Raw genomic sequence first — 23,997 nt, forward strand, 5'->3', positions numbered from 1 at the left:
TTGCCACGCCTAGCTCTAGAAAAAACCTTTTCAAAAGGAAGACAAGTAAACGTCGCTTTTTGCGACTTTTCCGAAAACACAAACATCTCGTCTTCTGGAAAGTAAGGTTTTTTATAGCGGCCAAATGGTACGTTAAAACGCCCTTGAAGGCTGTAACGACATAATCCGTTGTAACCGTGACGGTTCAAATATAAAAAGAGAATGGCGCGATAATATTCATCTTGTGTGGCGTTAAACTCTTCTCGTAAAGCGTAATACATTTTTTCTTCGTTGCGTTTTCCGTCGAAGAATGAGCGTGCATCGTTAATCAGTGCATCGGGCTGCGCTTTAAGGAAATTGTATAAGTTGATGAGATCAGGATTGATGTCATTAAGCAGGTAGCGTTTGTATTGCGTATTCAGAAATACAGATCCGGCACCAACAAACGGTTCAATGAGTTTATTGGCTTGCGGTAATCTGGCCTGAATATGCTCAACCAAGCTGTATTTGCCACCGGCCCATTTTAAAAAAGCCCGGTTTTTTTTCTGCATCATGCTTAAACGTTACTACCTAGACGGAATGAAGACGGTGGTTTTTCCGTGCGCCGCCGTTCCAAGGGAAAGGGTCGTCTTTATACTTTTATGCTGATCAGTATCAGATATCACCACACTAAAGGTAGATTGTAACTTTCATCAGTAAAACGGACAACCAACAAGTGTCGCAAGAACGGAATTTTGCTCATTTACTGGAAATATTATGACCACACGGTTGTGAAATGACTTAATTTTGCGCTTTGCTCATCTCTGAAAGGATTTGGTTTCCTCGCTTTATAAAAGCATTTTGTTTACCTGGATATTCGGGTAAATTTGTTCGTGCTTGTTGCGCTTGAGATAACGACGTGTAGATTTGCTTGTTAACTACTACAAACCAGTCGCCACCATAGCGCGTCGTTTTATAAATTCGCGTTTGCTCAGTTAGATTGTTTTCTCGTAGGAACTCACTGAGAACAGACTCACTTTTCATCGCTAACAACTGTATAGCGTAGTCATTTTCCCCAATCCAGCCTTCTTGACTCGATTCACTGGCCACAGTGGTTGGCGTTACATTATCGTTGACGCCGTCCGAGTTTGATTTGGCACCTTGAGCAGATTGTTGATCACTTAGCGCACCACTGCTAACCACCTCTGAACCATTGGAATCAGTGGTATTATCTCCAATCGGGGCATTCTCAAACTGGTTACTGTCTGCCTGTTCTGAAGATGGCATAACTTCAGGTAAGGATGAAACCGCATTTTCCCAATTGGTAATCAACGGACCGTTATCTGACGATTCATCAATTAACGAGCCACCAACGTCTGCACTATCATCATTGGGCGCGGAAACAAGCTCTACGTTGCCTATTTGGTTGGTTGCTTGAGTTGCTGAGTTTGATGCTGTTGTTTCGCTTTCATCGGTTTCACCATTGCCTATAAGCTTGTTATAAGCAGAGCCGGGCTCAACCTGCGTTCTTTCAGGTTCTGGCGAAGGTTGACTAATAGGCGCAAAAATCGATGCTAATTTATTACCGTACTGCCAGTAAATAAGGCCAGAAAACGTAGCAAGGAACACGCATATAACAGCGATATAAAACCACTTAGACTTTAACGGGTTGATAAAAGTTTGCGTATTTTCACGCTGTCTATTTTCTAAATGAGCCTGAAAAGCCTCGCGACGTGAAGCAATCATTTTGTCTAGCTCTGACTCGAAGCTAGGCTGTTCGCTAATGACTGACTGGCTGCTAATTATTAGTGGGGTTTCTGTATTTTTTGCAGGAAGCCACTGCTTGGCGCGCTCAGCCCATTCGTTATTCGCGAACAAAAGCACATTTAAATGCTGTTTGTTACCAGCGAACCGGCTTTGTAACACCAAGTCCCATAGTTCTTGCAGTAGTGCATCAGGAAGATTGTGGGCTTGGGTGATGGCTATAAGAATTGGACCTTCGTGACTATTTAGGTCGGAAAGTAGTTCGTTTAGAGGCCTAACGAAGCTACCCACCACTTGACCAAGAAGCTGCCGACAAAGTTGTCGACGGTAGTCAGAGGGCTCCATATTTTCTTGCGCAGTTAAATACGCAATCTCGGTATCATCGTGCTGCTGGAAGACAAAGGCTTCAAGGGTCTTTTGTTGTTGAGCAATAGACTCACCACTGACAAAAATCAGCTGAGAAGAGTAATTGACCAAATATTCCAAACGTTCATGCAGTTCACTTTGCATGGGAGTTTGCCCTTATTCACCGTTGCTTTAAAAACTGTCCTGCAACGCATTTCTTCATGATTCCAACTAACGTAGGGAAGTCAAGATAGACGCGTTGCCAGGTTGTCGCGAGGGCTAAAGACTAAGAAAGGATGTCAGTAAGAATGGCGTCTGTGACGTCCTTGGTAACAACCGCTTTGCCTATGCCTTGAGGAAGTACAAATCGAATACTGCCAGCTTCCACTTTTTTATCGCGTTTCATATGCTTAACGTAGTCATTCTTTGTCATACTATTTGGGCCTGCAACCGGTAAAGCAAATGCTTCAAATAGCGACGATACGCGTCGTGTTTCTGACGCTTCAAACCACGTTAATGCTTCAGCAGCTTTACAAGCAATTATAGTACCAGCGGCTACCGCTTCGCCATGCAGCCAGTTACCGTAGCCTTGCTCGGCTTCAATAGCGTGACCGAACGTGTGGCCTAAGTTAAGAATGGCGCGTAAACCACCTTCACGTTCATCTTTTGCTACCACGTCTGCTTTGATTTCGCAGCAGCGAGAAATAGCTTGGGTAAGAATTTCAGTATCAAGCGACGTAAGCGCATCTACATTACTTTCAAGCCATTCAAAAAACGGTGCGTCGTAAATGATACCGTATTTGATGACCTCTGCCATGCCAGCAGCAAACTCTCTCGCGGGTAATGTAGCGAGGGTATCAGTATCAATGGCCACATAAACCGGTTGGTAAAAAGCGCCAATCATGTTTTTGCCGAGAGGATGATTTACCGCGGTTTTTCCACCTACTGATGAGTCGACTTGAGAAAGCAAAGTTGTAGGAACTTGAATGAAGGGCACACCGCGTTGGTAAGTTGCCGCAACAAAGCCAGTAAGATCACCAATTACACCACCGCCAAGTGCGATAAGTGTCGTATCTCTTGCAGCGTTTAGCTCAAGAAGGCGTGTCATAACCACTTCGAATTGGGCAAGATTTTTGTGTTGCTCGCCGTCCGGCAAAATAATGGTTTCAACCTGAACATTACCACACGCCGCTTTAGCGGTTTCTAAATACAGTGGGGCAACAGTTTCGTTGGTAACAATGACGGCAAGTGGGCCTTTTATATAGGCACTAAAAAGGCCAGGTTGCGAAAGCAGCCCAGCCTCTATCTGTATAGGATAGCTACGTTCTCCAAGTTCCACAGTTAAGGTTGACATTGGCGTAGCACCTCCTATTACATATTTAATTTATAAACCAATTTTACTGATAATCTGATTCGCTACAGCACGCGCACTTTGGTCGTCTGTATCAACAATGTAATCAGCAACTTCTTCGTAAAGCGGGTTGCGCATTTCTGCAAGATCGCGAAGTACTTGTTCTGGATCTTCGTTTTGTAGCAAAGGACGACGTTTGTCACGTTGTGTACGGGCAACTTGCTTATCGATTGTCGTTTGTAGGTAAACAACGATGCCGCGGGCAGATAAACGATTACGCACAGCTTTAGTTACAATAGAACCGCCGCCAGTAGCAAGTACAATACCTTGCTTATCTGTCAAATCGTTAATGACGTTTTCTTCGCGTTTACGGAAACCGTCTTCGCCTTCAAGGTCGAAGATCCAGGCAATGTCTGCACCCGTGCGGCGCTCAATTTCCTGATCCGAATCAAAAAAGTCTAGGTGAAGTTCGTCTGCCAGATGTCTACCGATGGTACTTTTGCCAGCACCCATTGGGCCAACTAAAAAGATATTACGTTTTTCAGCCATATTTGCTTATATCACAACTTAATCATGTTAGGGGCAGTGCACTGTTGCCTTACCAGCCTACCCATTGACTCGTGCCTATTTAGTGTCCAATAAGCACCACTCCTTAAACCTCGCTTAAATTTCGAGGCGGGGATTATCTCAGTTTCATGCAAGGCGTTGCAAGTTTTGTTACTAACAAATAGCGTATACCTGTAAATTTAGTTACAAAAAAAGGCTGAAAACCAAAAAAGCGCACAAAAATGCGCTTTTTTGAAGGCTAAAAATGAAGATTATGGTCTTTCAGTGACTATCTTGGGTGTCACAAAGATAAGTAGTTCTCGTTTTTGCTGAAGTTGTGACGAGTTTCTGAAAAGGGCACCAACGACAGGCAAATCACCAAACAAAGGCACTTTCGACACGCCATCAGAACTGGTTTGTTGGAATATGCCACCTAATACGATGGTTTCGCCGTTTTCTACCAATACCTGCGTTTTAATTTCTTGGGTATCGATGGCTACGGCCTCACCAGTAGACGTAGAAACGGTTTCGCCACGGGTATCTTGCGTAACAACTAAGTCTAAAATAATGCGATTATCAGGCGTAATATGTGGCGTAACTTTCAGTGACAACACGGCTTTTTTGAACTCTACTGAAGTCGCACCGCTAGACGTTGCTTGTACGTAAGGTATTTCCGTACCTTGTTCAATGTAAGCTTCATGCTGGTTAGCAACCGTAATACGAGGACTCGCAATAATTTCGCCTTTGTTTTCAGATTCTAGTGCGGAAAGCTCAAGGTCTAATATGGTGCCATCAACCAAGCTCGCAATTTGAAAGCCAATGCTACCCGCGGCGCTGGTCACAGGCAGGTTCACATTAAGGCGATTATCAATGCTAGGCACTATGCCGCCGGCAATGGTGTCTGCGCCCTCAAGGCTTCCCGACACACCATTATCGTCTTGACGGTCGCTGAAACCCCAACGAACGCCAAGCTGCTCGTCTACATCGTCAAGCACAGTAACCATACGGCTTTCAATCAGCACTTGCTTCACTGGAATATCTAACGCATTGATGGTTTTTCTTGCTTCATCAATAGAGGCTAATGTGTCGCGAATAAGTAAAGTGTTGGTTCGTTCGTCTACTGTAACACCCCCTCGCTCAGATAAGATCCCGCCCTCTGTCGACTTTAAGATCGTGGCCAGGGCAGCAGCTTTTGCATAGTTAACAGGAATATTAACCGTATGAAGAGGCGCTAAGTCTGAAACTTGCTTTTTAGATTGAAGGGCTTGGGTTTCACGAGCCGATAGTTCTTCAGCCGGTGCAATTAATAAAATGTTGCCCTCTAAGCGTTTATCCAGACCTTTAACACGCAAAATCATGTCGAGAGCTTGATCCCACGGAACGCCCGACAAGCTTATCGTTACGTTTCCTGTTACGGTGTCGGTGGTCACTAAGTTAAACCCATTAACCTGCGCAATAATTTGTAAAACTTGTCTCACAGGAACATCTTGAAAATCGAGCGAAATGGGGTCGCCTGTGTATTTCTTTTCCGCTTCCAAGGCGTCTTGCTGCGCGCTGTCCATTGGCGTTATCGCCATACGAATTACGCCGTCTTTTACCGTATTTTGAACCGTAACTGGGCCCGAATAATTAACCTCAATTCGCGCGCCATCTTTATCTTCGAATGTCTCGATGGTAGAAACCAAGGTACCGAAATCAGCCACATTAAGTTCTACTAATTGGTCTTCGCCTAACTTGGTGTTTGGTAATGTAAGGGATACTTTTCCTTGTGACTCAATAAGCTGAAGCTTTGGCGCTTGGCCCTCAAAACTCACCAGTGTTACAGCGGTATTGTTAGCTGCTTGAGTAAAGTCGATGTTTGTGACCGTGGTGGTAACGGTTGATGCATTTCGTTTAGTATCAGGGTCGACTAACAAAGGCTCTTGGGCTTTTACTGGCGAAACAAATACGGTTAATGAAAATATTGCAGCCACAGCGAAAGCCAGCCAATACCATCTAGGCACTCTACGATTCAGAGATTTGTTGAATATGTATCGTTCGGCCATGCTTACTCTCCCGCCTTCGATGCTGTAGTCATTGTTGTTGTTTTCCTTTGCCAGCAGCCCGCACCATCAGGTAATAACTGTTCAATAGTAATTGAGTCGGTGCTAATTTGCGTAATTTTGCCATAAAACAAGCCGATACGACTCCCTACTTTAGCTTTATGTAATACGCCATCGTTACTTTTCAATAATGCCCACTGCACTCCCTTAACGGCAAAGCTGCCAGTCAGTGCGAGGGCGTCCACGCCATAGGCTTCCAATGCTTCTTTAGGGCGCTGGAAGTTTGGCTGCAAACAGTTTTCTACCCGTGCTTTTGCTACTGGAGCGGCGTTGTTCTTAGGGCGATCGAACGGGCTTCTTAAAGCGCTTGCCGAATAGCTAAAAGGTGGGTGAGTCTTGAATTCTGGATACGGTTCAATTTGTGGCTGAGCACGCTCTTTAACACTCTGTGTATAGGCATGCAGATCGTCGAGTTTAGGTGAACAGCCTGTTACTAACAATATGATTAAAAGAGATAAAAACGAACGAATCATTGTTCATCTCCTTCAATGTCTGTCGAGTTTTCCGAACGATAAGTTTTCGCCTGCAGCTTCAGCGACAGACCATTTGCTTCACGCTTTATGTCAAAATCGTGAAGCGTAACGATACGAGGTAAATCCGCGACTTTGGAAACGAATTCGCCAAAGTTGTGATAGCCACCGCTTACTTCCATTTCGATAGGTAGTTCGGTATAAAACTCTTTTGGTACTTCTTGTTGCCAGTTAAGCAACTCAAACGTGAGGCCCGATGCGGTACCAACGTAAGTGATATCGTCAAGCAAACCCGGTGTTTCGTTGCTGGTTGGAAGACTTTTCAGCATAGACGAGAAGTCTTCTTTAATTTGCGCGAGTTGGGCTTGGTAAGCTTCTAAATTAGCCGCAATGCGGTACTTTGCTTCGAACTGTAACTTTAGTTCTTGTTCTTTTAATTCAGCCGCATCTTTAATCGGTAATTTGGGGCTTATTAGCATGTAGTAGCTCAACGCACCTACCAATATTGCGACAAACGCCGCCACAACAATGCGAACTTCGTTTGGCCAAATAGCGATTTGTTCAAAGTCGAGTTCGTTGAGTTCTTTTAGTTTTGAAACATCAAACTTCATGGTTATTGCGCCTCACTACTTTCTATTTCTAGCGGAGCAACATTGGGGTTTATCGAAAACGTAAGCGTAAAGTTGCTAATCGCTCTCGCTGCACTGCTGTCAGATTTAATGGTAGAAAGCTCTGCGGCAACGAACACTTTCGAGTTGTCCAGCGCGCGCATAAAGTCGGAAAGACGATTGTTCGAATCACTAGTCCCTTCAATCTCAATACGGTTATTGCTTCTGGTCATAGACTCAAAGGCCACACCGGGAGGAACGAGTTTAGCAAGTTCATCAAATACTATAGGAGCCACATTGCGACTTGCTTGCAGTTGCTCAATTAATGCCATGCGCTGCTCAATGGCATTTTTACTATCTTTAACCTTTTTTATCTCTGCAATTTGCGCATCTAAAACCGCGATTTCCCGTTCAAGGTATTGATTACGCGAGTTTTGATTACTGATTTGCTGGTCGATAGCTTGACCAATGAACCAAAAAATCAATCCTACAATGGCGGCAACGGCAAGTAGCCCTGCCAAGTATTGTTGTTTTTGATGTTGGCGCTGCTTCTCTCGCCAAGGTAGTAAATTTACATGTGCCATGGCGTAAAGCTCCGGCTCGCTAGACCTGCTGCAATCGCAAGCTGTGGTGCAATTTTGCTAAGTCTCGTGGCATCAAGTTTAGGGTTTATCGACATGTTGCTAAACGGATTGAAGCAATCAACCTCTAGGCCTAAGTCTTGTTTTAAAATGTCGACTAACGGTTCAATAGTAGCGGCACCGCCGCTAAACAGTATTTTGGTGGGGCGCTCTGCATGTAGCGTGCTCATATACATTTGTAATGCACGGTTGATATTTTGCTGTAGGTTAGCGGCAAATATAGGAAGCGTATCTTCCACCCAATTTCCAGACAGCGTGCCATCAAGTAGCTGACGCTCTGCGGTTTCACGCTCAACCATATGAATGGCGCTAATATCGTTAATTAGCTGATTTAAGCCAAAGGCGTGCTCTTTGGTGTAAATGACGTCGCCGTTTTTTATTACGCATATTTGAAGTAGCGAGGCGCCCACATTGATACAGCAAAGTGGCATGTCTTCGGTATGAGGCGTATGGAAAAAGTCCATGGCATTGCCGATGGCATAATTTTCCATATCAACAATTTTGGGCTCAAAGTTAGCTTCTCTTGCAAGCAGCAAGCGACTGTCTACCAAATCTTTATGCGCAGCGGTAAGTAATACATTTACTTTTCCAGAGTGCGTTGTGCTTGGCCCCATTTCTTCAAAATCTAAATATACTTCTTCAAGCGGATAGGGAATGAGACTGTCGGCTTCGATCTCAATTTGATTTTCTAAATCGTAATCGCTTTGCTCTGGGTCCATATAGACGATTTTACTGATCACTGACGTGCCGGCCACCGCAACATTTGCCAGCTTTAATTTTGTTTTTAGCGACTTTCGAACTTTCTTGAGAGCAATGCTTACTGACTCATAATCTTTAATATCACGCTCAGAGAAAGCGATTTTGTTAATTGGCTCACAGGCATACCCTTGAAGGACGAACCCGTCTTTCGATTGCTCTAACCACACCGCTTTTATTTGACGCGTGCCTATATCTAAGCCCACAATGGGCGGCAGCTTTTTCTTAAACAGCGATTTCATGTGCAAGTGTCCAGTTTCAAAGGTAGTTGCTCTAAAGTACAATGTTACTCTAATAGTCTTATGCGTATGGTTCTAGAGATAACACATACGTATAAAATATACGTCATTTCAACAAAATGTCTTGGTATCCGTTACAGTGAAGTACATCAAACCACTTATTTTATTTAGTTTTCTATCAGGCCTTCTTGGTTTTGCAGCACTGGTAGGTATTTACTTTTATATCAAACCTGACCTACCAAGTGTTACTGTACTTAAGGATGTACGCCTGCAAACACCTATGCAGATATACACCAAAGACGGAAAACTTATTTCACAGTATGGAGTTAAACGGCGGATCCCCGTAAAACTTGAGGAAGTCCCGCAAGAATTAATTAACGCCATACTCGCTACCGAAGACAGTCGCTTCTACGAACACCACGGTATTGACCCCATTGGTATAATGCGTGCTGCAGTAAGTTTAGTCCTTACTGGCGAAAAGCGTCAGGGAGCAAGTACGTTAACCATGCAGCTAGCACGAGGGTTTTTCCTTAGTCGGGAGAAAACCTATATCAGAAAGATCAAAGAGATCTTTATAGCACTGCACATGGAGCAAGAGCTTTCTAAGCAGGAAATTCTTGAGCTGTACCTCAACAAAATCGAATTGGGCCATAGAGCGTTTGGTTTTGGGGCGGCCGCCCAAGTGTACTATGGCAAACCGCTTAACGAACTCTCTTTAGCTCAAATTGCTACTATTGCAGGTCTTCCCAAGGCGCCATCAGTGCTTAACCCTATCAGCGGGCCGCAACGTTCTGTCGAACGCAGACGCGTGGTCTTACTTCGTATGCTTGACGAAGAGTACATCACTAAAGCGCAGTTCGATGAAGCTGCCAATGCGCCAGTTTCAGCGAAGAAGCACGGTGCTGAAATTGAAGTGGATGCGCCTTATTTGGCTGACACCATTTATAACGAAATGGTAGAGATTTATGGAAAAGAAGAGGCAGAAACCGGCGGATACCAAGTTTTTGCGACTGCAACGTCAGATCTTCAATTAGCTGCTCAGCGCGCGGTGGTTCGAAATCTTCATGACTATGATGAGCGTCATGGCTATAAAGGTGCCCTTGGCTACTTATGGAATATTCCTAAGCCAGAAGGAAAGGATGACGCGATTCCACAACTTTCATTGAGCTATGACATAAGTGATAAGACAACACGAGAAGAGTGGGATAACGAATTAATCATGCGCGTGCTTGAAGAGATTCCTCACATTAAACCTCTTTTGCCATCGGTTGTTACGAAAGTAAATGAGCAGTCGATAGAAGTGTTGTCTGTAGATGGCAAAGCAATAACGGTAGAGTGGGATGGACTAGATTGGGCCCGACGCTACATTACAGACTTTAGGCAGGGAAGTGACCCCAAAAGCGCTTCAGATGTGACTCAAGAAGGGGCGGTCATTTATATCAGACAGCAAGAAGGGCAGTGGCGCATTTCGCAAATCCCTGAGGTGAGCGGAGCGTTTATCGCACTTAATCCGAAAAACGGTGCGGTTGAAGCGGTTGTTGGTGGCTACAGCTTTTATCAAAGCCAGTTTAACCGAGCAACACAGGCCAAGCGCCAAGTGGGCTCGAACATCAAGCCTTTCGTTTATTCTGCTGCATTAGACAGTGGCTATACCCTTGCATCCATCATCAATGACGCTCCTATTAACCAATGGAATGCGGCGACGGGTGTAGCTTGGCGACCGCAAAACTCGCCAGCTGAATACGACGGCCCAATTAGAATGCGTAAAGCCCTTGGTAAATCGAAGAACGTGGTATCGGTTCGACTATTGCGTGGTGTTGGTCTTAGAGAAACGGCCGATTACTTAACACGCTTTGGTTTTTATAAAGACGATATACCACTTGATGAAACCGTATCCCTTGGGTCGAGTTCACATACGCCGCTTGAAGTAGTAAGAGGTATGTCGGTCATTGCGAACGGTGGCTACTTAGTAAACCCTCATTTTATCAGCAAAGTGCTTGATGAAAACGGCGATGAGCTTTGGAAAGCAAACCCAGTTTGGGCGTGCAATCGTTGTGAAAATCAAAGCGATCCAGAAATACTACCTGAAGACGAAGAAGCCGATATTGAAGCCTTACTTGCCGCTGAACTAAATCAAGATATTTTACTTGGCGACGTCGATGATGACGAAGCTGCAGAAAAAGTGATTGCGCCTCAGGTTATTACTGCTCAAAACGCTTTCTTAGTGGCAGAAATGATGCGAACGGCTGTGAGAGCAAACGGAAATTGGAGCAAGAAAACCTATTGGTTAGGCACCGGCTGGCGTGCTCGTAATATTCTTCAGCGTACTGACATAGCTGGGAAAACGGGTACAACGAATGACTCGCGAGACACGTGGTTCAGTGGTTTCCACAAAGATTTGGTGGCCACCACATGGGTAGGCTTCGACAACATGGGGCGTCAGTTAGGGCGAGCTACGCGAAACCAAAACCTTATTAATAAGAATGCTGAGAAATTCAACTGGATAGGCAACGCCATGATCGGCATTGAAGATGGAGCTAAAGCTGCTGAGCCAGCGTGGATCAGATTTATGCAACATGCTCTAGAAAATAAACCACATACGCCAATGCCCGTACCAGAGAATATAGTGCGTGTTCGCATTGATCGTACCAGTGGAAAGTTGACCAGACGAACAGACCATACGACACTATTCGAATATTTCCTGCAGGGAACCGAGCCAACGACTTATGTTCGCGATGACGAAGTGTTGGATCCGGCCACGCAGGATACGACTACTGCGCCTGAGCCAGAAGAAATATTCTAATTACTAAGAGGCACGTTGGAAGCGTGCCGCTTCAGGCTTAGGTGATGTATTTGCCTGAACACATTATCGGAAAACCAATGTCAGAAGATTCACAGCGATATCTTTATATTCCTCATGCCGGCCCTTCATTGCTGGAAACCCCCCTACTGAATAAAGGCAGTGCCTTCACTGCACGGGAACGTGCGGCGTTTAACCTGACGGGTCTAGTGCCACCAAGGTACGAAACCATCGAAGAGCAGGTTGAACGTGCTTACATGCAATACAGCAGCTTTGACGAAGCACTAAACAAGCATATTTATCTGCGCGCAATTCAAGACAATAACGAAACCTTGTTTTACCGCCTAATTCAAAAGCACATCGATGAGATGATGCCCATCATCTACACCCCTACTGTAGGTGATGCATGTGAGCAGTTTTCAGATATCTATCGCAGTTCGCGTGGCTTATTTGTGTCGTATGAAGAACGTCACCAGCTTGATGACATTGTTCGCAATGCAACGAAGCGTAAAGTGAAAGTGATTGTTGTGACTGACGGTGAACGCATTCTAGGCTTGGGAGACCAGGGTATTGGTGGAATGGGCATTCCTATCGGTAAACTATCGCTTTACACAGCGTGTGGTGGAATTAGTCCAGCATACACATTGCCCGTAATGTTAGATGTAGGTACTAACAACGAAAAGCTGCTAAACGACCCAATGTATATGGGGGCGCGCCATCCGCGTATTGGACAGGAAGAATACGACGAATTCGTTGATATGTTCATTAATGCTGTGAAGCGACGCTGGCCTGATGTAATGATTCAGTTTGAAGATTTTGCGCAGCCAAATGCTATGCCGTTATTAAACCGCTATCGCAACGACGTGTGTTGTTTTAACGACGATATACAAGGCACTGCTGCCGTTACCCTTGGTACTATTTTGGCGGCATGTAAAACCAAGCAGCAAAAGCTACGCGACATGAAGGTGGTGTTCGTGGGCGCGGGTTCGGCAGGCTGTGGTATTGCTGAAATGCTCATTCAACAAATGGTATTTGAGGGCCTGACTGACGAGCAAGCACGTAAGCAAGTGTTCATGATTGACCGTTTTGGTTTGGTAACCGAAGGCATGGAAGGTCTACGCGACTTCCAACAAAAGCTTCAGCAGAAAAATGCTGACTTGGCTGATTGGACGTTCAGTGGAGATTATGCGTCACTACTTGATGTTATGCACTGCGCGCAGCCAGACGTACTTATTGGTGTTTCAGGCCAGCCGGGCTTGTTCACTGAACAAGTTATCCGTGCCATGAAGCAAGGCTGTGAACTGCCAATCATCTTCCCTTTAAGTAACCCCTCACGACAAGTTGAAGCGCGTCCTGAGCAAGTGATTGAATGGACAGAAGGTGACGTGATTATTGCTACAGGTAGTCCGTTCAAGCCTGTAGAGTACGATGGCAAAATATTCCCTATCGCTCAATGCAACAACTCTTACATCTTCCCAGGCATTGGCCTTGGTGTTGTTGCATCTAAAGCGAAGCTTATTAGTGACGAAATGCTGATGGCTGCAAGTAACGCACTTGCTTCAGCGTCGCCATTAGTCAACACGGGTCAGGGTTCACTATTGCCACCCCTTGCTGCCATTGCGGAAATTAGCAGAGAGATTGCTTTTGAGGTGGGTAGAGTAGCGATGGAACAGGGACTTGCTCTTGAAATGTCTGACGACGCATTGCGCGCCAGCATTGAGCGTAACTTCTGGAAAGCAGAGTACCGCCCTTACAAGCGGGTAAGCATCTAGTATCCTATAATGTTATATAAAAGCAGGCTTAGCCTGCTTTTTTTGTACTTGTGAACAACGCTTTCACCATGACTTACAACTCAAAAGCTGAAGTAAGCCACCGTCTCACTGCTCGAACTTCATCCATTTCGCGGCCGAACTCCAACCAAATGTAATATGGTGTTGCCTATGCGCAACATTTCCTATGTGTTGCTCATATGCATTCTCGTTAATAAGTTAGTAACCCACTGTTATTAAATGATTAATTCTTGTTGGCACAATGATTGATATACCTCTTTATAGTTACAACAAGGAGCAAGGGGTGTTATTGATGACCACGTTAAAAAACAAGGTAAGTCCTTTCTACGCGCGAATTATTAGGCGCTCATTCTCTACGTCATTAGTTATGGCCGCTCTTGCAACACTCTCAGCTTGCGACGCACCTAATGTTGATGTTGCAGCACAAGATGAAAAGGCTGCTAAAACGGCTGCTAGTACAGTTTCAGAAAGCCCAGTAGATGAGCAAAGTGAAATGTTTGCTTATCTGGATGAGTCCGACTTAATTGATGCCTACTACGAGGTTAAGTAATTCGCGGCTAATCCTTCTTACACACTATCGATTCTGCCTCGGTTATCGCTGGCAAAAGCTTATGGCAACTATCGATAGTACCAGTTTGCGGGCAACGGACTGCTCGCCTTTTATTCATAAAGCCGCGTTCTGGATAAAGCTAAAGCGCGGCTTTTTTATGTCAGTAAACGTATATCGCCGTTTATTAGTCGACACCGTTGAGCTATAAGTCTTTAAAAGCTGTTCTTAGTAGCTATGTATTGCACTAACCTTAACGATAAAGTCATTTAAAGGAATTGCTATGTCGACAGAAAGTAACTACACACCACCAGAAGTTTGGACTCAGGCTGAAGATGACGGCAACAAGTGGGCCAGCATTAATCGTCCTGTGTCAGGCGCTACCCATGAGAAGGCTCGTCCTAATGGTGAACATGGTTTGCAGCTATACTCGTTAGCTACGCCTAATGGTCAGAAAGTTACCATCATGCTTGAAGAGTTGTTGGCAGCTGGCGTGAGCGAAGCAGAATACGACGCTTGGCTGATTAACATTGGTGAGGGCGATCAGTTTTCTTCTGGGTTTGTTGACGTCAATCCGAATAGTAAAATTCCTGCTATGGTCGACACGACAACGTCACCAGAAACCAAGCTATTCGAGTCTGGGTCAATCTTAGTTTACTTGGCGGAAAAATTCGGTAAGTTCATTCCGCAAGACGCCCATGCAAAGGCGGAATGTTTCAACTGGCTGTTCTGGCAGGTGGGGTCAGCGCCTTACTTAGGCGGTGGTTTCGGGCACTTCTACAGCTATGCGCCATATCCAATGGAATATCCTATCAACCGCTTTACCATGGAAACTAAGCGTCAGTTAGATGTGCTAGACAAGCACTTAGCAAACAATGAGTTCATGGCAGGTAGCGAGTACAGTATCGCTGACATGGCTATATGGCCGTGGTACGGCAATTTAGTGCTCGGAAATCTGTACGATGCAGCCACTTTCCTTCAAGTGCACGAGTACACCAATTTAGTCCGCTGGGCTAAGCAACTAGAGCAGCGAGAAGGCGTTAAACGTGGCCGTATTGTCAATAAGACCTGGGGTGACGATGGTCAGTTAGAAAACCGCCACAGCGCAAAAGATATCGACGACGCACTCACCAAAGCCTAAATAATGGGGTCAGAGTACTTTAGTTATGTTTGTCATCTTTTTAGCATCAGAATGGCTAACGAAAGGCATCAACATAAAACGGGGTCAGAACCTACTCTGGCCCGATAGCTTAAAAAAGTACTCTGACCCCAATTTTCAGATGAGCTCTGCAACACTCTTTAAATAGGCTTTTTGAAGTGGCGTGAAATCCCACTCATTCAAAGCTTCATTAAATTCAAAATTACCCACGCGGCCTCGCCAGCGTTTGTTAGGCACTGCAGACCAGTTTTTCATATACACCAGCTTCCCATGAAGGCAGTGAAGCATTTCAAGCCGTGGTTGTTCAAAATCGTTGTAAGCTACCTCTTCTGAGACAATAGCGCCTTCTTCACAATCTTGGTCGAAAAACACAAAGCCGCGATAGCTGCCGTTTTCTGTAATGGTAATGAGCGATGCATATTCTTTGCTCTTAGATACTTTTCTCAGCGCAGGCAAATAGCCATCGACTCGTTTTATTTGAAGCCCCTGTGATTTGTTGTGCCACTGCCATCCTGAGCTGCCCATAAAAGAAAGCTCGTTATTTTTATCGTTGAAATGGCTTAATGTTTCAAAGGTTTTCCAAGACGCAAAAGTGATAATGCACAGCATTAAAAAACCAGTAATGAAGATGAGTGGCTTTGTCATGTCTCAAGCCCTTAGCATTAGACAAACTTTTGTCTCTTTAGTTACGGACAGAGGCCAAAGCTAGACTTTCATTGCAAAAAAGTAATACGCAGAGAGACAAATGTGCTGTGGCCTTAAAGCGTCCTTGTGCTGGCTTAATAACAGGCGAGACGCCGCTTAACGCTTACCTGACATTAAATACAGCGACATAAAAAGCCTCGCGTATTCGTTGTCTCGATAACACCACATCAATGCATCCTAAGAATGGAACTAATTTTGGACAATGATTCAGTAATTACGATTACAGCTATCTATTTTGTTCGTTTTAATTGTTTTATTAAATCAGTGATTATTTGTTTAAACGAAAAGCGTGATTAACACCATTTCTTTAATCACACACTGACACCCAATTTTAGTAAGACTAAAAATCGGTGAGAAATACACAGAAGGAATTCGCAATGAGTAAGTGTCCATTTTCAGGTGCAGCTATAAAACCTACTACGCTAACGTCTAGCAATGGTGCGCCCGTTGCCAATGATAATCAGAGCCGAACAGCGGGGCCACGCGGGCCGGTTACGTTCGACAACCATTATTTGTTTGAGAAGCTTGCGCACTTCAACCGCGAGCGAATTCCAGAGCGTGTAGTTCACGCAAGGGGCAGTGCTGCATATGGCACCTTTACGCTAACTAAGAGCTTATCTGACTACACTATTGCAGACTTTCTGCAAAAAGAGGGGCAAAAAACCGACGTGTTTTTGCGCTTTTCTACCGTAGGTGGTGGTCAGGATTCAAGTGACTATGCCCGTGATCCTCGTGGTTTCTCAGTGAAGTTTTATACCGAACAGGGAAACTGGGACATGGTAGGAAATAATACTCCGGTATTCTTCTTACGAGATGGCATCAAGTTTCCTGACTTCATTCACAGTCAAAAGAAAAACTCGCGTACGAATTTGCCGGATCCGCAGGCCGTGTATGAGTTTTGGGCGAACAACCCTCAGTCATTACACCAATCGACAATCTTGATGTCTGATCGCGGTATTCCACTTTCATATCGCCATGTGAATGGTTATAGCTCTCATACGTTGAGTTTCTGGAATAACGCAGGCCAACGCTATTGGGTGAAATGGCACTTTAAAACTAACCAAGGTATTAAAACGCTAACTAGCGAAGAAGCGGCAAAGATGCCTGCTTATGGCGCTCAGCAAGACTTGGTCGAAAGCATTGATAACGGAGAATTTCCATCGTGGACCGTGAATGTGCAGATTATGACTGAAGAGGAAGCGCGTAATTACCACATTAACCCGTTTGATCTAACGAAGGTGTGGCCTCACAGCGACTTTCCATTAATTGAAGTAGGGCAGTTGGAGTTAAACCGTAATGTTGATAACTACTTTGCAGAAACTGAGCAAGCAGCGTTCGCGCCGAGCAATTTGGTACCGGGTATTGGTGCGTCGCCAGACAGGATGCTTCAAGCGCGACTAATTGGATATCAAGATGCGCACAGATACCGCATTGGTGCAAACTACAACCAAATACCGGTAAACGCGCCTCGTTGCCCAGTGCACAATTATCAACGAGATGGAGCCTTTGCGGGAATTAACCCAGCACTTGCAGGAAGTGGAGCCAACTTCTATCCAAACAATCGCGCGCGAGTTGGTGAGCCGGCTGAAGCACCAGAGGTTCAAGAGCCGCCTATGCCGCTTGAGCAAGACGCATGGTTAGATATTTACGATAACCGTGACGAAGATAACTACTCACAGGCCGGTGATCTTTACCGCATTATGAGTGAAGATCAAAAACAACAGCTGGTAAACAACATTGCTGACGGCCTAAGCCAAGCTACTAAGGACGTTCAAGAAGCCATGTTTGTGCAATACGATTTAGCCGACAGCGATTATGGTACTCGCGTGAGAAAGGCGGTAGCCAGCAAATAGAGTAAATGGGGTCAGAGTACTTTATTAAAATGTACTCTGACCCCTTTTTTACTGGGTAGCGACTAGGGCGTAAACGTGCAAGCGAATGGCCTGAAGTGCGCGTTCTTTCCAATTGTTCCAAGTAATACGGTTGCTAATTTCGTGCTGATTCAACGTAATATAACCATGATTTAGTGCCCATACTTGCATAGCTACATCTTGCTTTTCTTCAACAGACAGATCTTTTTTAATTAACGCAGCGGTAAGCTTAGTTAGCGTGATAAAGGCTTTTTCACCTGCCTCGATAGCTTCATCTGATGGCGTATAGTCTTTCAAATTAGAAGCAAAAATTAGTCGATAATGGGCCGCATGAGTTTCTGAAAACGTTAAAATACGCTCGCATCCATTAATCACTTTTTCTGCCGCAGTATTGCCATCGGCTGCCAACATTTCACGCTCAACTAATTCGAAACCTTCAATGTAGAGCGCATCTAAAATACCCTGCTTACCTTTAAAATGGCTATAGATGCCAATCGTTGACATACCCGCACCGTCAGCAATGGCGCGCACGCTAAGTGCATTCGTTCCGCCTTTCAAAAACAGTGCTGAGGCAGCGTCTAAGATCTTTTGTCGCGTATCTTTTTTCATTTACACATCATTTACATGTTGCGCAATATAACACCGTTATGTAAAGTGGTTTTATAACGCCGTTATATCTCTTGGTTTAACACTTAACCTGCCTGCCCGCAGGTTGTTCATAAGGACACTATATATGAAAACTGAGCAATTAACCTGCGATTATTTAATTGTTGGTGCTGGCGCGGTAGGGATGGCTTTTGCTGATGTACTACTTCACGAAACTAACGCTAACATTTTGATTATAGATAAAAATGCGAAGCCCGGAGGGCATTGGAACTATGCTTATCCCTTTGTCACCCTTCACCAGCCTTCTGCTTTTTACGGCGTGTGTTCAAAAGAGTTAAATCGTGGTGTTATTGATAAAAGAGGAATGAATGAAGGTTTAATGGGATTAGCTTCAGGCCAAGAAGTGAGTGCGTATTTCGATGCGGTAATGAACGAAACCTTTTTGCCTTCAAACCGAGTGCAGTATTACCCGCTTTGCGAATATAAGGGCAATAACCAGTTTGTTTCTATGCTAAATGGCAAGTACTATTACGTTACGGTTAACAAGAAAATTGTTGATGCCACTTATCTAAACACTAATATTCCGCTTACCCATACCCCAAGCTTTACCCGCGACGACAACGTTGCCTTTACGCCGGTTAATACCGTGGTTCAAAAGATTGAAGGCTTTGACAACTATGTGGTTGTCGGTGGGGGTAAAACGGGTATTGATACCTGCCTATGGCTGCTTGAAAATCACGTCGCCCCGCATAATATCCACTGGGTAGTATCGCGAGATGCATGGTTACTGAACCGGAAAAATACCCAGCCCTTGGATGACTTCTTCTTTGATTCTATTGGGGCACAAGCAAACCAAATGGAAGCTATCGCAGCGTCAACTTCCATCGAGGATATGTTCGACAAATTGGAAGAGCGGGGCGTTTTACTGCGTATTGATAAGAAAGTAAGACCCAGTATGTTTCACGGCGCAACGGTGAGCGAATTAGAGCTTAAAGCCTTACAAACTCTACCATCTGTCGTTAGACAAGGTCGGGTTAAACATATCAGCCGCGATAAGCTCAGATTTGAAGATACAACGTGGAGTATGCCAGATAACGCGTTGGTTATTGATTGCTCAGCTTCTGCACTTACTAATTTAGAGATGAAAGCGGTATTTGATGGCGACACCATCACCCCTCAAACAGTGCGTGCCTATCAACCTGTTTTTAGTGCGGCGCTTATTGCTCACGTTGAGGCGGCCTACAGCGATGAACAACAAAAGCAGATGCTGACACAAGTGGTCCCGCTGCCTAATCGCGACATCGATTGGTTACCAATGACTGCAGCAATGTTACGAAACATGCAAATTTGGGGTGAAGACCCAGCGCTTAAAGCGTGGATTTACCATTGTCGACTAGATGGCTTTTCAAAAATAGTACACGGCGTGGCAAAAGACGATATGCAAAAAATGCAGGTGCTAGGGCGATTGAAACAAGCAGCGGCACCGGCCATGCAAAAGCTGATGACTTACATACACAGCTTAAAAGCGAGCGGACAGCTATAAAAGGTTATAAATATCGATGAAACAATTTCAAATAGACAAAACGAACCCAAATCGCTTTCGGATAATGCAAACAGTTGATAGCCCTGATAACGCGCAGACAGAGGGTGCTGGAAAGGCAAAAAACGTAGTAATCAAAATTGAAAGGTTCGCGTTTACTGCCAATAACCTGACCTATTATATGGTGGGTGACAAACTTGGTTATTGGCAGTTTTTTCCACCCGTTAATACAAATGGTAACGAAAACTGGGGCGTTATTCCGGTGTGGGGCGTGGGTCAAGTAATTAGCTCTAACAATGACGCGGTAGAAGTAGGAAGTCGTTTTCTTGGTTATTTCCCGCCCGCTGAATATTTGGTTATGGCTAACACTACGGTGACAAACAACAATTTAATAGACTGTAGCCCTCATCGTTTGAAGTTGCCCCAAGGGTATAATGTCTACCGATCACTTCCATCACTAGCGGCCCACGCTGACGCTGAAATAAGCACTAAGCAGCACGAGCAAGAAAACTTTCAGATGTTGCTGTGGCCGCTTTACGCAACGTCCTTTTGTTTATCAGAAGTGGTCGATGCTATACCTGGGGCACAAAGAGAGCAGTTATTAGTATTAAGTGCTTCAAGCAAAACCAGTTTAGGGCTTGCTTTTGCGTTCAAAGAAGCCGGTATTAACGCAATAGGTGTAACCTCTGAAAAGCGTGTTGCATCACTAGAAGCATTGGGTGTATACAGCGCCGTTATTGGTTATGAACAGCTGGACATGTTGCAACTGAAAAGCACTGTTGTGGTCGACATGTCAGGTAATGCTCAGGTCAAAGCATCCATCAAACATAAACTTGGTGAACACCTAACAAGATACATCAGCGTAGGGCTTACTCACTGGCAGGACATTAAGCCGTCAAGCGATGAGGAGTTCTTCTTTGCTCCTGCTCATATACAGCAGCGTATGTCTGAGATTGGGGTTGCTGAGTACCAGAAGTTAAGTAGCGGGTTTGTATCAAAAGCCATTGTGTGGAGCGCCGGTTGGTTAAACGTTAAAGAGCGTGAAGGGTTGAGCGCGCTACAAGATGACTTTAGCGAACATCAGCAAGGCCTCATTCCTTCAAATGAAGGAAGAATATACACACTTGCTTAGCGCGTAACCAGAGCGCCCATATTGAGTTCGAGCGCTTTGATAAAAAGCGCTCGCTCGAGGGTAATATCACACATACTGATTAAAATAATTGGTGACCTTAGGCCATAAATGCTGACATTTACGGGAGAAAAACTTCATGTGACCTATTTCTTTTACGTTGTAGGCCTGTGGATCTAGCTCCTCAACTTCTGCTTCCATATTGGGGAAAACGCTAATCATATCGTGAACGTTATGAATATTAGCAATATCGTCGTCATTGGCGAGCAGCCATTTAGAAGGTATCTGAATGGTGTCGTAGTGATGCTCGTTAACATCACTGCCAAAGCCTGTTTTTACGTAGCCTTTACCGTTACACCATTTTTGCCACTGACGGGCCACTTTTTTAGGTAGTGGCTCTCCCATGCCGACCCACTGAGATTTAGTATGGCCGAACAGTAAATTACTCACGGGAATGTAGAAATTCATGAAGAAATGGGCTTTTAGCAAATAGCTTTTACGCATGTTTCTCAGACTGCCCGAAGAGCTACCAAAATTACAAAAGGCAGTAAGGTCGTGCACATTATGCATCAAACCCAGCAGCTGACCACCTGCACTATGACCAACAAGAAAGTAGGGGACGTTAGGGAAATGAATTTTCAATGTCTCTAGCACCGCTGGCATATCTTGCTCGCCCCATGTTACCAACGACGCATCGCTTTCTTTAACGCTGCTTTTTACCGAACCGCCAATACCTCTGTTATCGAAGGTGATAACACCAAAGCCTTGTTCACATAAATAGGCGGCAAAAGCGCTGTAGAATTGCCGTTTTATACCCGTTGCAGGGCCAATCATAACTGCAGCTTTAGTGGGGGAATGTGGAGTGAAAAGTGAAGCTGCTAGATGAGCACCATCTTCACAGGTTACTTGAATGTCCTTTGTCATCGTCTTGCTCACAAGGCATACCTTAGTTTTCGTTACGCTTCTGGTCATACCAGTAAAGCGCCGATTGTTAAGATTTGCAATAGTACGACTATTTCAATTTCTGATAATTACACATGTTGAACGCAAGTCGCGATTTTCATGTTTTTATGCGCGTGCTTTTGCCGTCTTAACCCAATGCTCAATAGGAGCCGGTTTTCCAAATAAATATCCTTGGAAAATATTGAAACCCATGTCTTTAAGTACACGCAGCTGTGCCTGTGTTTCTACCCCTTCGGCAATGGTCTGCATGTCTAAACTCTTAGCGAGGTCTAGAGTCATCTTAACAATCTTGCGATGTCGTTCAGACGTTTCCACCCTTTCTACAAACTCTCTATCTACCTTTATAACGCTAGCAGACATATCAATAAGCTGGGAAAGTGATGCGTGACCAGTGCCGAAGTCGTCAATAATAATGGTTGCTCCTACATTGGCTAACGACGTTAGGCGTCGCTTAGTCTCGTAATGGCTGGCTAATACAGACGTCTCTGTTAGCTCTAATTTAAGGCGTGCTCCAAGCTCAGGGCTCTCTGAGAAGCGACGTAATAGCTTTTCATAAAAGAGGTCGCTAAGTAATTCTGGCCCCGATAAGTTAATCGCTAGGGGGACCTTGGGTAGGTTGCTAGGCCACTTGTCTAAAAGTGCCAAGGTGCCATCGATAATTTTTTGTGTGAACAGTACTTCCCATTTGTTTTCTTCCACCAAAGGCAGAAACTGAAATGGTTGAAGAACGGTACCAGACTTTGGCTCTTTCAATCTTGCCAGCACTTCGTAGCCCACCGTAACGCCATGGAGCGACACCTGAGGCTGCAAATACAAAGCAAGACACCCATTATCAAGAAGGGCCTTTACCTTATCTTTTTGTTGCGTATTTTCTCGAATAGTTTTCACCGTATTGATACTAAATGAGATGTACGGCGCAAATTCATCGCTTTGGCTTAGCGCTATTGCGCAGCACTCGGCGGCCGCATCTAAACTAATTTCACGACTGGCATGATAATGCCCCGCTCGCCATTTCAGCATATGCTCTACAGTGCCTCGCGCTGAGTTGATAACCATGCTGGTGGGCAATCGACGCTCAAGATAATGTTCTATACTTTGTGTTGAAAGATGTTTGCCGTTTACGGTAAATAAGAATTTAGCGCCAGGGAATTGATATACCGAGACATCATTTGTAAATTCGCTTTGTAAAAGTGACGCTACGCTTAAAAGCAGCTGATCACCTTGACTGTAACCGTATTGCAGGTTTACTTCTCTGAGGTTAGCCAGTTTCAGCAGGACAATATGTCGATTTAAAATACTCTCGCTCGACTCCGCTATTTTCCAAAAGTGATGGTTTTTCAGTCCCGTTAGTTCATTAAAATAGTGCTTCTCATACTGCTGCTTCTTGAATGCATCAAACTCCATCAAGCTTTTCTTATTGGCGGATATATCATGGCAGTGGATAAGTTGTTTTTTGTGATGCTCAAGGCTAGCAGGTTGAAGGTTAAATTCTCGTTCGGGTGCGTTAAAAATGGAAGCGCGTTGATTTACGCCCTTTGTAATGGGGTGAGATAAAGAGAAGAGATCTTGAATATATTCACTCTCTGGGCGGTACTTTTTGACTAGCGCTCTTGCAGCCTTGTTAGCCTGAATTATGCGTCCTTGTTCGTCACAAAAGAAAGACGGTGTACCACCATTGTTAAAAATTTCCTGATAACGGCTAACAAGTTTATTAAGCTTTTTGCTTTGTAATAAATTGTGCTCAGACTGTTTTTCTAATGACGACATGACCCGCAGTACAGCCATTGGAATGCAGAAATTGAAAAACAGGAAAATTAACGATGCTAAATACGTGTGGGTATCCGGCAATGTAATATCAATGCCGAACAAAGGAGATACTTGCGTATTGTTCAGCAGTAAATAATACGGAATGAGATTGAACAGCATGGTCGCAATGGACGCTTTCACCCCATACAAAACTCGAATAATAATAGGCAGCGTAAACAGCAAAAGTAAGCCATAACGCGCCGATTCTAAGTCTATTGTGAAGAAGAGTATGCACAGAGAGGCTCCAACTACCGCTAAGACTAAGCAAGCAGATGCGATCTTTATATGCTTCAAGCCTATC

General features: G+C 44.6%; 21 protein-coding genes. 8 read left to right on the forward strand and 13 right to left on the reverse strand.

Translation table 11 applies throughout. The features are described from left to right. The 9 genes from QVA83_RS05390 to pilM form a co-directional block, all read right to left on the reverse strand. The coding region (locus QVA83_RS05390) for a Dam family site-specific DNA-(adenine-N6)-methyltransferase (protein WP_287498217.1) at nucleotides 1-533 on the reverse strand (533 nt) is incomplete at its 3' end. 226 nt (nucleotides 534-759) lie between these two features. Then, entirely contained in the window at nucleotides 760-2,232 is a 1,473-nt protein-coding gene (locus QVA83_RS05395) for an SPOR domain-containing protein (protein ID WP_156077806.1), read from the reverse strand. A gap of 121 nt (nucleotides 2,233-2,353) precedes the next feature. Next, the gene (gene aroB, locus QVA83_RS05400) at nucleotides 2,354-3,421 is read right to left on the reverse strand and encodes a 3-dehydroquinate synthase (RefSeq protein WP_014948031.1); all 1,068 of its coding nucleotides are present in this window, start codon (nucleotides 3,419-3,421) and stop codon (nucleotides 2,354-2,356) included. 30 nt (nucleotides 3,422-3,451) lie between these two features. Further along, on the reverse strand, nucleotides 3,452-3,967 hold the full coding sequence (gene aroK, locus QVA83_RS05405; RefSeq protein ID WP_014948032.1) for a shikimate kinase AroK: 516 nt from the start codon (nucleotides 3,965-3,967) through the stop codon (nucleotides 3,452-3,454). A 269-nt stretch (nucleotides 3,968-4,236) separates the two neighbouring features. Continuing rightward, complete coding sequence (locus QVA83_RS05410) at nucleotides 4,237-6,009, reverse strand: type IV pilus secretin PilQ (RefSeq protein WP_101563361.1); 1,773 nt, start codon at nucleotides 6,007-6,009, stop codon at nucleotides 4,237-4,239. A gap of 2 nt (nucleotides 6,010-6,011) precedes the next feature. After that, nucleotides 6,012-6,539, reverse strand: a complete 528-nt coding sequence (locus QVA83_RS05415) for a pilus assembly protein PilP (RefSeq protein ID WP_156077808.1) — start codon at nucleotides 6,537-6,539, stop codon at nucleotides 6,012-6,014. Next, nucleotides 6,536-7,147 (reverse strand): type IV pilus inner membrane component PilO, encoded by a 612-nt coding sequence (locus tag QVA83_RS05420; RefSeq protein ID WP_014948035.1) that lies wholly within the window; start codon nucleotides 7,145-7,147, stop codon nucleotides 6,536-6,538. The genes QVA83_RS05415 and QVA83_RS05420 overlap by 4 nt, the downstream gene beginning before the upstream one ends. 2 nt (nucleotides 7,148-7,149) lie before the next feature. Then, on the reverse strand, nucleotides 7,150-7,728 hold the full coding sequence (locus QVA83_RS05425; RefSeq protein ID WP_014948036.1) for a PilN domain-containing protein: 579 nt from the start codon (nucleotides 7,726-7,728) through the stop codon (nucleotides 7,150-7,152). Continuing rightward, a complete protein-coding gene (gene pilM, locus QVA83_RS05430; protein WP_156077809.1) occupies nucleotides 7,716-8,783 on the reverse strand; it encodes a type IV pilus assembly protein PilM in 1,068 nt (355 codons plus the stop codon). The genes QVA83_RS05425 and pilM overlap by 13 nt, the downstream gene beginning before the upstream one ends. 136 nt (nucleotides 8,784-8,919) lie before the next feature. Here pilM and QVA83_RS05435 point away from each other — a divergent pair, with 136 nt between their 5' ends. From QVA83_RS05435 to yghU, 5 genes are all read left to right on the forward strand, one after another. Next, nucleotides 8,920-11,583, forward strand: coding sequence for a penicillin-binding protein 1A (locus tag QVA83_RS05435; protein ID WP_287498218.1), 2,664 nt, complete (start codon nucleotides 8,920-8,922; stop codon nucleotides 11,581-11,583). A 77-nt stretch (nucleotides 11,584-11,660) separates the two neighbouring features. Beyond that, entirely contained in the window at nucleotides 11,661-13,352 is a 1,692-nt protein-coding gene (locus tag QVA83_RS05440; protein WP_014948039.1) for an NAD-dependent malic enzyme, read from the forward strand. A gap of 310 nt (nucleotides 13,353-13,662) precedes the next feature. Beyond that, entirely contained in the window at nucleotides 13,663-13,920 is a 258-nt protein-coding gene (locus QVA83_RS05445) for a hypothetical protein (RefSeq protein WP_014975481.1), read from the forward strand. Nucleotides 13,921-13,981: 61 nt separating this feature from the next. After that, nucleotides 13,982-14,128, forward strand: coding sequence for a hypothetical protein (locus QVA83_RS05450; RefSeq protein ID WP_155279852.1), 147 nt, complete (start codon nucleotides 13,982-13,984; stop codon nucleotides 14,126-14,128). Nucleotides 14,129-14,200: 72 nt separating this feature from the next. Continuing rightward, nucleotides 14,201-15,058 (forward strand): glutathione-dependent disulfide-bond oxidoreductase, encoded by an 858-nt coding sequence (yghU, locus tag QVA83_RS05455; RefSeq protein WP_014975482.1) that lies wholly within the window; start codon nucleotides 14,201-14,203, stop codon nucleotides 15,056-15,058. A gap of 135 nt (nucleotides 15,059-15,193) precedes the next feature. On the opposite strand, the gene QVA83_RS05460 is transcribed toward yghU, so the two are convergent. After that, a complete protein-coding gene (locus QVA83_RS05460) occupies nucleotides 15,194-15,721 on the reverse strand; it encodes a hypothetical protein (RefSeq protein WP_156077811.1) in 528 nt (175 codons plus the stop codon). Nucleotides 15,722-16,158: 437 nt separating this feature from the next. Here QVA83_RS05460 and QVA83_RS05465 point away from each other — a divergent pair, with 437 nt between their 5' ends. Further along, nucleotides 16,159-17,634: a catalase gene (locus tag QVA83_RS05465; protein WP_287498219.1), complete on the forward strand. Its 1,476-nt coding sequence runs from the start codon at nucleotides 16,159-16,161 to the stop codon at nucleotides 17,632-17,634. Nucleotides 17,635-17,682: 48 nt separating this feature from the next. Here the strand turns inward: QVA83_RS05465 and QVA83_RS05470 are convergent, their stop codons facing one another. Next, nucleotides 17,683-18,261 (reverse strand): TetR/AcrR family transcriptional regulator, encoded by a 579-nt coding sequence (locus QVA83_RS05470; RefSeq protein ID WP_039219244.1) that lies wholly within the window; start codon nucleotides 18,259-18,261, stop codon nucleotides 17,683-17,685. A 124-nt stretch (nucleotides 18,262-18,385) separates the two neighbouring features. Between QVA83_RS05470 and QVA83_RS05475 the strand changes: the two genes are divergently transcribed. Both QVA83_RS05475 and QVA83_RS05480 read left to right on the forward strand, forming a co-directional pair. Next, a complete protein-coding gene (locus tag QVA83_RS05475) occupies nucleotides 18,386-19,801 on the forward strand; it encodes an NAD(P)-binding protein (protein WP_156077813.1) in 1,416 nt (471 codons plus the stop codon). A 16-nt stretch (nucleotides 19,802-19,817) separates the two neighbouring features. Next, nucleotides 19,818-20,930, forward strand: a complete 1,113-nt coding sequence (locus QVA83_RS05480; protein ID WP_156077814.1) for a DUF2855 family protein — start codon at nucleotides 19,818-19,820, stop codon at nucleotides 20,928-20,930. A 66-nt stretch (nucleotides 20,931-20,996) separates the two neighbouring features. Here the strand turns inward: QVA83_RS05480 and QVA83_RS05485 are convergent, their stop codons facing one another. After that, nucleotides 20,997-21,851 carry an alpha/beta hydrolase family protein gene (locus QVA83_RS05485; protein ID WP_156079085.1) on the reverse strand — a complete coding sequence of 285 codons (855 nt, stop codon included), beginning with the start codon at nucleotides 21,849-21,851 and terminating at the stop codon, nucleotides 20,997-20,999. A 144-nt stretch (nucleotides 21,852-21,995) separates the two neighbouring features. Next, nucleotides 21,996-23,997: bifunctional diguanylate cyclase/phosphodiesterase (locus QVA83_RS05490; RefSeq protein ID WP_287498220.1), on the reverse strand; the 2,002-nt coding region annotated here is incomplete at its 5' end.

This window comes from Alteromonas sp. AO-Serp (assembly GCF_017849675.1).
Lineage (GTDB): Bacteria > Pseudomonadota > Gammaproteobacteria > Enterobacterales > Alteromonadaceae > Alteromonas > Alteromonas macleodii.

What these genes read in the sequence shown, in the direction of transcription:
- QVA83_RS05395 (WP_156077806.1), bottom strand. Translation starts at nt 2,232, where the DNA reads ATGCAAAGTGAACTGCATGAACGTTTGGAATATTTGGTCAATTACTCT.
- aroB (WP_014948031.1), bottom strand. Translation starts at nt 3,421, where the DNA reads ATGTCAACCTTAACTGTGGAACTTGGAGAACGTAGCTATCCTATACAG.
- aroK (WP_014948032.1), bottom strand. Translation starts at nt 3,967, where the DNA reads ATGGCTGAAAAACGTAATATCTTTTTAGTTGGCCCAATGGGTGCTGGC.
- QVA83_RS05410 (WP_101563361.1), bottom strand. Translation starts at nt 6,009, where the DNA reads ATGGCCGAACGATACATATTCAACAAATCTCTGAATCGTAGAGTGCCT.
- QVA83_RS05415 (WP_156077808.1), bottom strand. Translation starts at nt 6,539, where the DNA reads ATGATTCGTTCGTTTTTATCTCTTTTAATCATATTGTTAGTAACAGGC.
- QVA83_RS05420 (WP_014948035.1), bottom strand. Translation starts at nt 7,147, where the DNA reads ATGAAGTTTGATGTTTCAAAACTAAAAGAACTCAACGAACTCGACTTT.
- QVA83_RS05425 (WP_014948036.1), bottom strand. Translation starts at nt 7,728, where the DNA reads ATGGCACATGTAAATTTACTACCTTGGCGAGAGAAGCAGCGCCAACAT.
- pilM (WP_156077809.1), bottom strand. Translation starts at nt 8,783, where the DNA reads ATGAAATCGCTGTTTAAGAAAAAGCTGCCGCCCATTGTGGGCTTAGAT.
- QVA83_RS05440 (WP_014948039.1), top strand. Translation starts at nt 11,661, where the DNA reads ATGTCAGAAGATTCACAGCGATATCTTTATATTCCTCATGCCGGCCCT.
- QVA83_RS05445 (WP_014975481.1), top strand. Translation starts at nt 13,663, where the DNA reads ATGACCACGTTAAAAAACAAGGTAAGTCCTTTCTACGCGCGAATTATT.
- QVA83_RS05450 (WP_155279852.1), top strand. Translation starts at nt 13,982, where the DNA reads ATGGCAACTATCGATAGTACCAGTTTGCGGGCAACGGACTGCTCGCCT.
- yghU (WP_014975482.1), top strand. Translation starts at nt 14,201, where the DNA reads ATGTCGACAGAAAGTAACTACACACCACCAGAAGTTTGGACTCAGGCT.
- QVA83_RS05460 (WP_156077811.1), bottom strand. Translation starts at nt 15,721, where the DNA reads ATGACAAAGCCACTCATCTTCATTACTGGTTTTTTAATGCTGTGCATT.
- QVA83_RS05465 (WP_287498219.1), top strand. Translation starts at nt 16,159, where the DNA reads ATGAGTAAGTGTCCATTTTCAGGTGCAGCTATAAAACCTACTACGCTA.
- QVA83_RS05470 (WP_039219244.1), bottom strand. Translation starts at nt 18,261, where the DNA reads ATGAAAAAAGATACGCGACAAAAGATCTTAGACGCTGCCTCAGCACTG.
- QVA83_RS05475 (WP_156077813.1), top strand. Translation starts at nt 18,386, where the DNA reads ATGAAAACTGAGCAATTAACCTGCGATTATTTAATTGTTGGTGCTGGC.
- QVA83_RS05480 (WP_156077814.1), top strand. Translation starts at nt 19,818, where the DNA reads ATGAAACAATTTCAAATAGACAAAACGAACCCAAATCGCTTTCGGATA.
- QVA83_RS05485 (WP_156079085.1), bottom strand. Translation starts at nt 21,851, where the DNA reads ATGACAAAGGACATTCAAGTAACCTGTGAAGATGGTGCTCATCTAGCA.